We start from the raw sequence: 12,031 nt of genomic DNA on the forward strand, positions 1-12,031 counted from the left end.
GATGGTTATGCAACGGTGATAATCCTAACGTTAAATGGATTAAATTGTAATCAAAACTCGTGTGGAGCTGAAAAATGAAATGAGAATATTTATCCAGAAAATTCTTTAACGAATATGCATACAGTTGGTTCTTTCTGATGTGCTGTTATCTTGCAGTAAAAATTACCGATTAATCTAAAATCTGCAGTAATTACTTGGGATAAATATTCAAATCATTGTGATTTTCAGTGAATTTTGTCGTAACAAGTTGTTTACAATTCTGAGGTAAATAAAAGATAGGGACGGTTAAAATGTTAAACCTACACAAAAAATCACTGCATATTACTAATGTTCAAAACGCAAATTGCGTTGTTATGGTGCCGCCAAAAGAATTTAAATTTAACGAAGAAACAGCCCGTGATAACGAGTTTCAGCACAGAGTCGATCTGACTGAAGCTGAGGTAAAGCTAGAAACGATGGCCGAGTTTAAGGCTATGGTGGTTTCGCTACGTAAAGAAGGTGTGCAAGTTGTAGAGTTTGATTATCCGGAACTGGGTGTTGAAACCCCTGACGCAGTGTTCCCAAACAACTGGTTCAGTACTTGTAGTGATGGAAGCCTATTCACTTTCCCTATGGCGTGTGAAAACCGTCAAAATGAAGTTAAGCCGAATGCACTTATTGAAGCGTTGGAAGCGTCTGGTCGCATTGTTAATCACAGTGAGTCTATGGAGTCGTACGTTGCTCAAGGTTCTTATCTAGAGAGCACAGGCGTGATGGTGATCGACCATATCAACAAGACCATTTATGCTGCGCTTTCACAACGTTGTGATCGCGAAGTATTGGAAGATTACGCGAAGCGCATTGGCTACTCTCGCGTGGTCTCGTTCCAAACGGCATTACCGTCTGGTCAACCGATTTACCATACCAATGTGATGATGGCGATTGGTGATAACTTCTGCGTGATCTGTGATGAAGTGATCCCAGAGTTTGAGCGCCGCTTTGTTGTGAAGTCTCTTGCCAAAGACAAGCAAGTTGTCTCTATCTCAATCGATCAGATGAATCGTTTTTGTGGCAACATCCTTCAGCTTGAAACTGTGAATGGCGACAAGGTGATCGCGATGTCTCAATCGGCTTACGATGCGTTTTCTCCAGCTCAGTTGGCTCAGCTTTCGACGCACGGTAAGCTACTACCATTTAACGTGAAAACGATCGAAGACATCGGCGGTGGTTCGGTGCGATGCATGTTGGGCGAGGTGTTCTTACCAACCCGAGTGAATCGTCTGTAGCAAGTATAGAAAGTATAGCAAGCGCTCATTTCCAGTAATGGATCTTCGAATACCACTCTTATCGCAGAGTGGTATTTTTGTTTTTATCTATCACAAATAAGAGAACAAGAGCTCGATACAGGAGTCAACGCGCAAAGCTACTGAAAAAAGCTATGAAGCGTCCTTAAAAGCTCTGTGTTCAATGAACTGAGCCGACAGTGTTACGACTTCCTTGGAGTAGACAAGCGCTGTGTGGTTGAGTTTGAGGGCGTAAGTATCAGTGGCTCCTCTCAGGTTGGCGTCTTCGAGTGTTACTGTGCCATCCCCAGGATTTCTTCCCAATACAATGCGTCCTACTCCGGCGTCGTAGGTACCCGTAATTACGCCTATCGGCACATCAATATCGTAGTCACCCAAGCCATCGCTTAAAATCATTTTGCTCGAACCAAATATAAATCCAAGCCCATGATTAGACAGTGTTTTGGCGATGGTTGCCCCATTGTGCGGAGTGCCTGCTGTAATAATGCAGGTGTCGGCGAAGTGTGGTTGGTAGAATTTAAAGTAATGACGAATCAGCAAGCCACCCAGTGAGTGACCGAAAAAATAGACCTCATCATACTCATTAAAACGAGCATTCACGAAACGATTGAGACGTTTGGCTGCAGAAGGGAAACGCAGCGAGTTGTAGGCAAACTTGTGCGTTGTAAAGCCGCGTTTTTTGAAGTTTCTATCCAGATATTGCATGATCAACGCAGGCATATATAGACCATGAATTAAAACTATATGTTTGTTTTTATTATTCATTTTTGTCCTCCGTCTGATGATGTTTCCAGTATATTTAGTCGCAAATCTAAACTCAATAAAACTTGCTACTAATGGGACACAAAAGACAGAGAGTCCTTGATGGATAAGGGGTGGGTTAGTCCGATCTCACTCCACCATAAACATCTATGGTTAAACCGCCTTGTTTGGCATAGGTATTCGGTGTTAGCCCTATGGTTTTCTTCAGGTAGCGAATTAGGTGTGGTTGGTCGCTAAATCCAAACTGGTAGGCAACGTCTATCCAATCAATGTCATCAAAATTTCGTTTATAAAGGTATTCGAGCATCGCCTCGAGTTTGTTCATCGATTGGCACTGTTTCAACGTTAGTCCTGTCACCTTGTTGAAGCTTCTTTCTAAAGTCCGTTGCGAGCAAAACAGTTTGTCGCCGAGCTCTGCAATCGGTGTTGTACTAAGTACTTGTAACACCTTACGCGTGAGTTCGCTGTGTCTGTCTGTTTTACCTGCCGATAGCCAAGGTAGCAGCAAAGAATCCAACCGCTCACAACAAGCTTCAAAGTCGGTTTGAGCGAGCTTGATCAGCGACATTGCTTCGGTATTGGAATTACCTAACAAATTGGCGAGCTCGATAGGGTTAACATGGTCTAGGCTGGGGTGTGGACAGTCTGGAATATTTAACGAGTACAAGGCGCCTACATGGAACTTGATACCCAAATGAATAAACGGCTTCGAGTGATCCAGTTCAATCGCTTTATGGTGTGGTAGTAGTAGATGACAGCCAACGCCTTGATCGACTTGTTGCTCGATCGTGTAGTGATACGCTTGTTCATTTGGCGATAAAATCAAGTGTGCCGATGGATCGGGATTGAGTATCGGAAATTGATGAGTTTGAGCGTCGGGCGTTTTTTCAATCAGCCAGTAGCAATCAATGAACTGAGCAACTTCAGGAGATTTCGGAGACTGTAACCAATTGATCATTCGGTATTCTATTTGGCGTTAACGTTACATATAACTATATGTGTCTATCGTTGGGGAAGATAGTTTTCTCTTTGTTGAACGCGTAATGGGTAACCACAAACAATAAAGCCCATAACCGTTGGATGTATAGAGTCACAGTTATAGGCTTTATTTATGCTGGCTTCGCTCGGGCAGCGAGCAAGTCGTTAAAGTAGAATCCTAACTAAAATCGAACTGTAGGATTCGGTTTTTCGATGATAACCCAGCACGGATTATCGCTTTCTGCGCACCGATGTTGCTGCTTTCTGTAGAACACATCGCTTCCAAACCTTGGCTGGTGGCGTGTTGTGTTAGAAAGTTCAGTACGCGTGTTGCTAAGCCTTTTCCACGTTCTTGTGGCGCGACAATCATACCTAAGTCAGCAAACTGCGTTTGGTGTTCATCGAATTTACGACACTCTCCCGTAGCAAGAATACTGTCGCTTTCCCAGTAGCCCCATAGCTCTTGGCGGGCAATCAAATTACCGTAGTAACCGGTGAGCCACTCTTTAGGCGCGCCAATCGCTGAGGAAGCAAATTCGACTAGCTGCTCGAGTTGCTCTTCCGTCGCGAGAGTCATCTCGATATTTTCAATGTTGTTTGCGACGGCTGTTGGACGCTGGCGGAACATCAGTGCGTTGACTTTGAAGGACTCGGTATTGTCCAAGCATAGTGACAGATACTGCGGCTCTGCTGTGCTCACGAATGCGCCTTTCACCTCACCAATCACAGATCTGTTGTTTTCGATGATCAAGGTGAACAAGTCGGTTATATTCGCGTTGGCTGTTGCTGCTAGGAAAAATTGAAGCAAGTAGCCTTCACCATTCAACACGCAGTAACCGACAAGCTTGCTGTTTTCGTAAAAAGCAAAATGGTCAGACATTGGTACAAAACCGAAATGCCACATGCCATCAAGTGGAGCTGTTGACTCAGTAAAGTAAGCCGTTTTAAGTTCGCTTAAGTCGCTAAGTGATGAGATTTTTTTGATGCCTAACATCGCGTTCATTCCTGTTGTTTCAATTTGGTAGAGTGCGTAACTGCTGTCAGGTTCTCAGGTGCGTTGATTGACGATGAGATACATTGATTAACTGAGCCACGTTTCAATGACAGCAAGTGTAGGCGAGTAACTGAGATAGGTATTGAACAAAAACGACAGTTTTAGATTAGATAGAAAGCAAAAAGGGGCTCATACAATGAGCCCCTTAAAATCAGTATTTGAAAAGAACTACCGACACGGTGCGAAGATGTCTTGGCTCGCTCGGTATTCTTTGGTTTGCACGTCCATTAGGCCGAGCAGCGAGTCGAACAGATTATCTTGGGAAAAGCTCTGCTCTTTTCCCGCCTTTCTTAAGCAGGTCTCGCTTATCCCTTTCTGCGCAGAAAAACCATCAGACATCCATAGGATCATCGGTACGTGAGTCTGCTCTTTTGGTGCCAGCGAGTAGGGCATGCCATGAAGATACACACCATTCTCCCCTAAAGACTCTCCGTGATCCGAGATATACATCAGCGCGACATTGTACTTGCTGGTCAGTTTCTCCAGTTTCTGAATCGCCTGTGAGAGAAAGAAATCCGTATACAAGATGGTGTTGTCGTAGGTGTTAACTACTTCCTCTTTGGTGCAGTTTTCAATGTCTGCACGAGCGCAGTCTGGCGTAAACTTCTTATGTTCGTCAGGGTAACGTTCAAAGTAAGTAGGCCCGTGAGACCCCGAAATATGATAGAAAATGATGCTATCTTTCTTGAGTTCTTGAGTATCTTGTTCGAAGTTCTCTAGCATGGCTGTGTCGTAGCATACGTCGTTATTACACAATGGGTCGCTGTCCTTTGCGACGATCGTCATCTCTTTGATTCGGTGTGCGACCGCTTTGTCTCCCCCATCATGCTCTCGCCAGATAGAGTGAATGCCCGCGCGGTTCATAATGTCGACCACGTTATCTTGGTTGTAGGCTTTGTCGCGATCGTAGTTGCTGCGATTCATGTTCGAGAACATACATGGCACAGAAACCGCGGTGGCTGTTCCGCACGACTGAACATCAGAGAAAAATATCGGGTTGTAAGGCTTGGTATGAGCGTTGGTTTCTCTCTCATAGCCATGATATTGGTAGTTGTATACGCGTGCGGTTTCACCAAGAACAAACACTAATAATGTTGGTTTGGTTGCCGCTTTGGCTTGTACTGTTTGCTTCGCATCTAACCCTAACTCTTGATAAGGGATGGGCTGTTTTATGTAGGTGTTATTGATATATTTAACCGTTGATGACACATACTCGGTCGGGATGATCATCTTTTTGATGTGCGAATGATTACGACCAATCGATACGTAATCTTTGTAGAAAAGCCCGGCAATAATGGCAATGACGATCAAGGAAGAGAGCAGTCCAATCGATTTCCAGACAAAGAAATCTTTCCAAGATTCTTTTTCAAGTTTGGTGAACAACAGGATGATCGATGGAATAACGCCCATGGATAGTAACCATAAGATCGAGTGGCCACTGATATAGCTAGCTGCTTCACCACTATTGGTCTCGAATACGTTTTCTATCATCCCGTAGTCTACATAGATGCCGTAATTGAACATGCTGTAGCTGACTAAGGTTGAGGTGATCAGTAATAAGATGAAAAACGGTTTGGAGAATATCGGCCAATTAAAGACTTGGAAGATGAAATTAAAAGCAGCAAGGAAGAAGAACGGGATGGATACAAGAAACGCGACACTTTCAGACTTTGATGCCTGAACAATACTAAACAGTTCTAGGGAGAGAGGGATGTTGATGACAAGCAGATAATACACAGCCAACACAAAGGGCAGCTTGTTTATCGACATGTTTAAGCTTGGTAGATTCATAGGTCTTTTTTCCTGCGTATCTTATCTCTTTATTTTAGTCTCCCTATCAAGAAAGCTCTAATATCAACGCATAAAGATCGAGAAGTGATGGTGAGTGATAACCGGCTAAAGTGAAATGGCTCGATAGGGTGTATAGATACAAAAATTCACTTTACTGTGCTGCCTTATCATAGGGCAGAGTAGCAAAGTGAATTTGAGTTATTTACTTACAACGTGGCCGTGAGGAACACATTAGAAGTTGTATGAACCACCGAAGCTAACACTGTTGAATGCTAGTGTGTGGTCATCGTTTTTGAGAGAACCTTGATAGGAATAGTCATCAACACTCACCGCGTCAGCTTGTGAAATAAGGCGAAGTGTTAAGTGTTCAATCGGCGTGTATTCAACACCTACGCCAAAGTGGAAGCCAGTACCGCTGTCGTCCCCATAGTTTGCCGCTTGGTTCGCGTGAAGGTCAACAGAGCTTAAACCAGCCAACACGAATGGACGAATAGTGTTGTCAAACGTATAACCGATATTCGCTGATGCAGAAATAGAGGTTGGCGAGAGTTTTTCTGCGCCATTTTTGTAATCTGCATAATCGTTGTAGCCAAGCTCTACGCCAACAATACGGTTGAATTGGTAACCACCGTATAGGTTATAACCCATACCATCTGAATCTAAATTACCGTGACCATCTGTATCGGAGTCTTGATAGACACTAAGTCCACCACCTACATACGCGCCACCATCTGTGCTTGCTGCAAAAGTTGGAAGTGAAACTAAACCGATTAAGCCGAGTGCTAATACTGATTTTTTCATGATAATACCTTGTTTACTCATCCTGTGATGTAAATCACGGTATCGCTGACGAATGATTTATAAAACCCTCACAAATGAAACCTATTTTTTCATTGATAAAGTGACTATCTGTAGCCCTTGATTTATCAAGAGGTAAGGTCATATTTGTTGGTTATATTCTTTATAAATAAAATTCACATATTGACAAAAGGTTAAATTTGCTAAATAAAACGATGTTTTTTAAGGTTGAAGTGAGAACGGATTTATCTAACTAATTGAAAAATAAAACATAACAAACATTGTATTTATTCTATTGTAGTATTTGTTGCGGTGTTTGTTGAAAGTAAAGCAGTACGCTGATTCTAATCATGACAAGGAGAGTTGGATGTTAAACCGAGCAAACACAGGTTTGGTGGTTGTGGACGTACAAGGCAAGCTCGCACGCCTTGTTGATGAGAGCGATACGCTGATTGTTAATTGCGGAAAGTTAGCTCAAGGAGCGCAGGTTTTGGGTCTGTCAATTATTCGTTTGGAACAGAATCCAGAGAAGCTAGGTGCTACAGTCGACGAACTTAATGACTTGTTGAATGATGTAAAGCCGATACCTAAATTCACTTTCAATGCGTGTGATGAGCCCAAGTTTGTTGAGGCGGTTCAAGCCAAGGATGTAGAGACTTGGTTAGTGTGTGGTATTGAGGCTCATATTTGTGTTTATCAAACCGCAATGGGGTTGTTGGAACTTGGGTACAAGGTTCAGGTAGTTGGCGACTGTGTTAGCTCGCGAACGGCACTCAACAAGAATCTAGCAATCCGTCGACTAATGGATGCTGGTATCGAAATCACAGGATTGGAAATGAGCTTATACGAACTGGTAAAGGACTGCCGCGCGCGTGAATTTAAGCTCATTCTATCCTTGATTCGTTAATCACCGAGAGGTTGTCGGTCGCCACCGCCTCGGTAGGAATCTAGCGCAACTTTCAAGCGACGCAGCTTGTCGCGCGAACGGTTCTTGTGATTGACTGCCATACCCATTGAAAGCACATCCACTAACGCCAACATAGCGTAGCGAGATGCTGATGGCTTGTAGATGAAGTCGGTTTCCATATGTTTGATTGGTAACAAGATATCCGCAATTTTTGCTAGCGGTGTGTCTTGTGGGGTAATCGCGATAATCTTAAGTCCGTACTGCTTGGCTAGCTCGGCAGTTTCAGTGATCACGGGCGTAAAGCCTGTCGCTGAAATCATCACCATCACGTCATTGGCATCTGCCGTGGCAGCAACCATACGTGACATCAAGCCATCGTTGTACGACACCACTGGGTAGCCCAAACGAAACAGTCTATGTTGCAGCTCTTGAGAAGCAATGGTCGAACCGCCACCCATGCCGATAGCAATGATCTGTCTGGCGTTATGCAGCCAGCTCACTGCAGTTTCAACGTCTTGCTCTTTGAACAGAGTTCGGTTGATATCTAGGCTCTGCTTGATTGATTCGTAGATACCTTGATAGCCAGTTTGGTCAACAGGTTCGAGGATAAAGCGCTGGCCAACGGTTAGTGTTTGAGCCAACTTAATCTTCATATCACGCACGTTGCTGCAGCCGATCGCTTTAGCAAAACGCGTAATGGTGGCTTCACTCACTTGAGCACCTTCAGCAAGTTCTGTGATGCTGGCATTAGCAGCAAAATCAATGTCATCCATGATCAGCTTGGCGACTTTCTTTTCTGCATCACGAAGAGCAGGAAAACGCTCTGTTATCTGTGAAATGATATCTACTTCTAAACTCAAGAATCCTGATCCTTTGTTGATGGGGCTATTTGCTAATACCTAGTCATTGGTCGCTAAAGCTTAGCCCCGTTAGTATATCTTATTGCTTCGCTGATTCTAGCTTATTGAAAAATCGAACTAGAAACAGGTTTCTACCCAGTGTCTTACCTGATGATCGTCATCGCTGATGGCAATGTAGCGCCATTTGTCGAAGGTTAAACACGGATGTGAGGTCGAGAAAGCAATCATGTCGCCCACTTCAATCTCAGAAGAACCATCGGTTTCAACAAAGGTGTGCTGATCCATCACAGCCGTCGCGGTGAGACCTTTTACTGAGATAGCTTCACCATTGCGATAGCCGCGCTCGGCAATCGGTAAACCCGCATCAAAGGCCACATCACGCTTGCCTAGCCCAACCACTAACTTCGTTGGTTCCGGACGAGAGATTACATAAGCCCACACCTCAAGTGCCGATTCTAAATCGCCACCCAATTCGCACGCGTAACCTTGGTTTACTTGGGCACGTTGTAGCACCTTGCTTTGCGCGTCTAGGTAAATGCCTGTGTCGTGAATGGCATAGCAGCCTGGGCGGATGATTGCCAAGTAATCGGTTAGGTTCGCCAAACATTCTGCAACCACGTCATACCAAGCAGAACCAGCGCCCGTGATGATAGGTTGCCCTGCAATTAGGCCATCTGATGCGAGGCTTTCGACCGAGGTGAGCGCGTGATTTAAGAAGGTACGAATGTCTTGTTCTGCATTGTCACCGTGAATCACACCTTCATATACCTCAATACCTGCCAGCGAAAGGGCAGGTGTGTCTTGGATAGTTTGAGCCAGTTCTAGAACTTCTTGTGGTGAACGACAACCACAGCGACCGCCCGGTACACCAAATTCGATCAGTACCTTTAGCGTCTGCTTTGTATTGGCGAAATATTGGTTAAGTTGCTGCACGTTTACCGAAGAATCCACACAACAGTAAAAGTCGATATCAAACTCACTGATCAGCTGTTCAACGATCGCCATGTTGGTTTTACCCACCAATTGGTTGGCCATGATGATTCGTTTTGCACCCGCCATAGCGGCAATTTCTGCCTGTGCAGGCGTTGCTACTGTAATACCCCAAGCGCCATTTTCTAGCTGTTGGTGGAAAAAAGCAGGTGTCATTGATGTTTTGCCATGTGGCGACAATTTAACCTGATGGTGATCGGCGAATGATTGCATCCAATTCAGGTTATTGGTTAAGGCGGATTGTTTGATAATTGCTACCGGGAGCGAAATATCTTCATCAACCAGTCGGTAAATACCGTTCTCAGATTGTGATATTGCTCTCCCTTTTTGGCCTTTTTCAGTCAAGACAAAACTATCGTTTTGATACTTTATAACATCTTTATGTGCAGGGTTATGTTTCATTGCTGATTCCTAACATGATTTAAGTTGTTGTTATTTAATGTTTAAATATATCTATATTTTAATTTGTGGTAGAAACTATCACACAAATTAAAATATTATGTGTGTTTTGTCACTGAAAATAATCGGCTGAATTTTTAATATAGCTCCATCAACACAGTGGATTGAGAGAGTGAAAAATGTTGTTCGATACGATAATTAAAAATGTAGAGGTGTTTGATGGCACCGGCGAACAATCGTTTTGTGCCGATGTAGCAATCCGAGATGGAAAAATCGCCGAAATTGGTCAAATCGATCACGAAGATTGTGGCCAGTTGGTTGAGGGAGCAGGCTTAGCATTGGCTCCTGGTTTTATCGATGTACACACACATGATGATACCAATGTAATTCGTTACCCAGACTGCCTACCTAAGATCAGCCAAGGTGTTACAACCGTGATTGTTGGTAACTGTGGTATCAGCGCATCACCAACCGTTTTGGCTGGCGATCCACCTGACCCAATGAATCTTTTAGGCGCACAAGCTGACTTTAAATACCCAACTTTCGCCGCGTATGCACAAGCGGTAGAGCAAGCTCAACCCGCAGTAAACGTAGCAGCATTGGTCGGCCATACGACATTGCGTAACCAAGTGATGGACGACCTGCAACGTACTGCAAGCGAAGACGAAATCGCAGCGATGCAAACCAACCTTGATTTAGCGATGGCGCAAGGCGCATTAGGTTTGAGCTCGGGTTTGGCTTACGCCAGCGCGAAACAAGCGAATGCCAACGAAGTGATGCAGTTAGCGAAAGTGCTTTCTAGTCACGGTGGCATCTATACCACGCATATGCGTACCGAATTTGAAGAGATCTTAAGCGCGATGGAAGAGGCGTTTGAGACAGGACAATACGCGAAAGTGCCTGTTGTTATCTCTCACCTTAAATGTGCAGGTGCGGGCAACTGGGGCAGAACCGTTGAAGTGCTTGATTTGATGGACAAGGTTTCTGAGCACCAAGATGTGTCTTGCGACTGCTACCCATACTCTGCGAGCTCTTCGACATTAGATTTGAAACAAGTGACCGACGATTTCGACATCTTCATCACTTGGTCTGAAGCAAAACCAGAACACGCAGGCAAAACGCTGGAGCAGATTGCTGATGAAATGAATCTTCCCCTGATGGACGCAGCAAAAGCGCTTCAACCAGCGGGCGCGGTTTATCACTGCATGGATGAGAACGATGTAAAGCGCGTATTGAAATACAAACTGACCATGGTCGGTTCAGACGGTTTACCTAATGACCCGCATCCACACCCAAGATTGTGGGGCACCTTCCCGAAAGTGCTAGGTCACTATTGCCGAGACGAAAAACTGTTCTCGTTGCCAGAAGCGATTCACAAGATGACCGGAATGTCGGCTCAGCGTTACAACTTAGCGGGCCGAGGCGAAGTTCGCTGTGGTGCCTTTGCCGATTTAGTTTTATTTGATCCAAAGAATATTAAAGACACAGCAACATTTGAAAATCCTATTTCAGTTGCTGAAGGAATAGAAAGTGTATTTGTAAATGGTGAGTTAACTTACCAGCAAGGAAAAGTAAGAAATAATCGTTCAGGCGTTTTTATTTATCGAAACTAGAGTTTAAATTATTTATTAAATTCAGGTGATTATAAAAACGGCGAATTAATTTAAATATATTGGAATAGAAACTGTTTTATCTATAAACCCAATGTTATCTATAAACCCAATATTATCTATAAATAAGTGGAGTTAAAAAATGACTATTAAACGTTACGGTGTTGAAGGCGGTACAGGTACAGGCGGACAACATTTACCATTTGCACGTGCAACTGAAGCAGGTGGTTTCCTATACGTTTCTGGCCAGACACCGATGACAGATGGTGAAGTGGTTGAGGGTGGCATTGTTGACCAGTCTCGCCTAGCGATCCAAAACTGTGTCGATATCATGACTGAAGCGGGCTACGGCCTAGAAGACGTAATGCACGTAAAGGTTGTGCTAACGGATTCTCGTTACTTCCAATCTTTTAATAAGGTATTCAAAGAGTTCTTCGGTGCTAACCCACCGGCTCGTATCTGCATGGTTTGCGACTTAGTTGTAGACGTGAAGGTTGAAGTAGATGTGACTTGCTACCGCGCCGATCGCGGATAGTAATAACCTAATCACAATTACCTACTTAGAGAGTATTAGGGGTTAGTCATCCCTGTTATTATCC

The 12,031-nt window shown here is 44.1% G+C and carries 11 protein-coding genes; 4 read left to right on the forward strand and 7 right to left on the reverse strand.

Annotated features, from left to right (window positions below; genetic code table 11):
• Nucleotides 1-290: 290 nt before the first annotated feature.
• The gene (locus AB4232_RS00195) at nucleotides 291-1,265 is read left to right on the forward strand and encodes an arginine deiminase-related protein (RefSeq protein WP_372085574.1); all 975 of its coding nucleotides are present in this window, start codon (nucleotides 291-293) and stop codon (nucleotides 1,263-1,265) included.
• A gap of 150 nt (nucleotides 1,266-1,415) precedes the next feature.
• Here AB4232_RS00195 and AB4232_RS00200 read toward each other — a convergent pair whose 3' ends face one another.
• From AB4232_RS00200 to AB4232_RS00220, 5 genes are all read right to left on the reverse strand, one after another.
• The gene (locus AB4232_RS00200) at nucleotides 1,416-2,048 is read right to left on the reverse strand and encodes a triacylglycerol lipase (protein WP_009845991.1); all 633 of its coding nucleotides are present in this window, start codon (nucleotides 2,046-2,048) and stop codon (nucleotides 1,416-1,418) included.
• A 115-nt stretch (nucleotides 2,049-2,163) separates the two neighbouring features.
• Entirely contained in the window at nucleotides 2,164-3,003 is an 840-nt protein-coding gene (locus AB4232_RS00205; RefSeq protein WP_372085575.1) for a helix-turn-helix domain-containing protein, read from the reverse strand.
• A gap of 198 nt (nucleotides 3,004-3,201) precedes the next feature.
• The gene (locus tag AB4232_RS00210; RefSeq protein WP_372085585.1) at nucleotides 3,202-4,017 is read right to left on the reverse strand and encodes a GNAT family N-acetyltransferase; all 816 of its coding nucleotides are present in this window, start codon (nucleotides 4,015-4,017) and stop codon (nucleotides 3,202-3,204) included.
• A 228-nt stretch (nucleotides 4,018-4,245) separates the two neighbouring features.
• Complete coding sequence (locus AB4232_RS00215) at nucleotides 4,246-5,868, reverse strand: phosphoethanolamine transferase (protein ID WP_372085577.1); 1,623 nt, start codon at nucleotides 5,866-5,868, stop codon at nucleotides 4,246-4,248.
• Between the two features lie 231 nt (nucleotides 5,869-6,099).
• Nucleotides 6,100-6,669, reverse strand: coding sequence for a porin family protein (locus tag AB4232_RS00220; protein ID WP_371701267.1), 570 nt, complete (start codon nucleotides 6,667-6,669; stop codon nucleotides 6,100-6,102).
• Between the two features lie 364 nt (nucleotides 6,670-7,033).
• Between AB4232_RS00220 and AB4232_RS00225 the strand changes: the two genes are divergently transcribed.
• The gene (locus tag AB4232_RS00225; RefSeq protein WP_372085578.1) at nucleotides 7,034-7,573 is read left to right on the forward strand and encodes an isochorismatase family protein; all 540 of its coding nucleotides are present in this window, start codon (nucleotides 7,034-7,036) and stop codon (nucleotides 7,571-7,573) included.
• Here the strand turns inward: AB4232_RS00225 and AB4232_RS00230 are convergent.
• Nucleotides 7,570-8,433, reverse strand: coding sequence for a MurR/RpiR family transcriptional regulator (locus AB4232_RS00230; RefSeq protein ID WP_012600047.1), 864 nt, complete (start codon nucleotides 8,431-8,433; stop codon nucleotides 7,570-7,572). The genes AB4232_RS00225 and AB4232_RS00230 overlap by 4 nt on opposite strands.
• A gap of 117 nt (nucleotides 8,434-8,550) precedes the next feature.
• Entirely contained in the window at nucleotides 8,551-9,825 is a 1,275-nt protein-coding gene (locus tag AB4232_RS00235; protein WP_372085580.1) for an amino acid deaminase, read from the reverse strand.
• A 176-nt stretch (nucleotides 9,826-10,001) separates the two neighbouring features.
• Between AB4232_RS00235 and AB4232_RS00240 the strand changes: the two genes are divergently transcribed.
• Nucleotides 10,002-11,435: an amidohydrolase family protein gene (locus tag AB4232_RS00240; RefSeq protein ID WP_372085582.1), complete on the forward strand. Its 1,434-nt coding sequence runs from the start codon at nucleotides 10,002-10,004 to the stop codon at nucleotides 11,433-11,435.
• Nucleotides 11,436-11,574: 139 nt separating this feature from the next.
• Nucleotides 11,575-11,967 carry a RidA family protein gene (locus AB4232_RS00245; protein ID WP_004732497.1) on the forward strand — a complete coding sequence of 131 codons (393 nt, stop codon included), beginning with the start codon at nucleotides 11,575-11,577 and terminating at the stop codon, nucleotides 11,965-11,967.
• The last annotated feature ends 64 nt before the right edge of the window (nucleotides 11,968-12,031 follow it).

Origin of the sequence: Vibrio sp. 10N.286.46.A8, from assembly GCF_041470165.1 — a bacterium.
In the GTDB taxonomy this organism is placed as follows: domain Bacteria; phylum Pseudomonadota; class Gammaproteobacteria; order Enterobacterales; family Vibrionaceae; genus Vibrio; species Vibrio tasmaniensis_A.

Coding starts and splice junctions, on each gene's coding strand:
- AB4232_RS00215 (WP_372085577.1), bottom strand. CDS start 5,868: ATGAATCTACCAAGCTTAAACATGTCGATAAACAAGCTGCCCTTTGTG.
- AB4232_RS00245 (WP_004732497.1), top strand. CDS start 11,575: ATGACTATTAAACGTTACGGTGTTGAAGGCGGTACAGGTACAGGCGGA.
- AB4232_RS00205 (WP_372085575.1), bottom strand. CDS start 3,003: ATGATCAATTGGTTACAGTCTCCGAAATCTCCTGAAGTTGCTCAGTTC.
- AB4232_RS00210 (WP_372085585.1), bottom strand. CDS start 4,017: ATGTTAGGCATCAAAAAAATCTCATCACTTAGCGACTTAAGCGAACTT.
- AB4232_RS00225 (WP_372085578.1), top strand. CDS start 7,034: ATGTTAAACCGAGCAAACACAGGTTTGGTGGTTGTGGACGTACAAGGC.
- AB4232_RS00195 (WP_372085574.1), top strand. CDS start 291: ATGTTAAACCTACACAAAAAATCACTGCATATTACTAATGTTCAAAAC.
- AB4232_RS00220 (WP_371701267.1), bottom strand. CDS start 6,669: ATGAAAAAATCAGTATTAGCACTCGGCTTAATCGGTTTAGTTTCACTT.
- AB4232_RS00200 (WP_009845991.1), bottom strand. CDS start 2,048: ATGAATAATAAAAACAAACATATAGTTTTAATTCATGGTCTATATATG.
- AB4232_RS00235 (WP_372085580.1), bottom strand. CDS start 9,825: ATGAAACATAACCCTGCACATAAAGATGTTATAAAGTATCAAAACGAT.
- AB4232_RS00240 (WP_372085582.1), top strand. CDS start 10,002: ATGTTGTTCGATACGATAATTAAAAATGTAGAGGTGTTTGATGGCACC.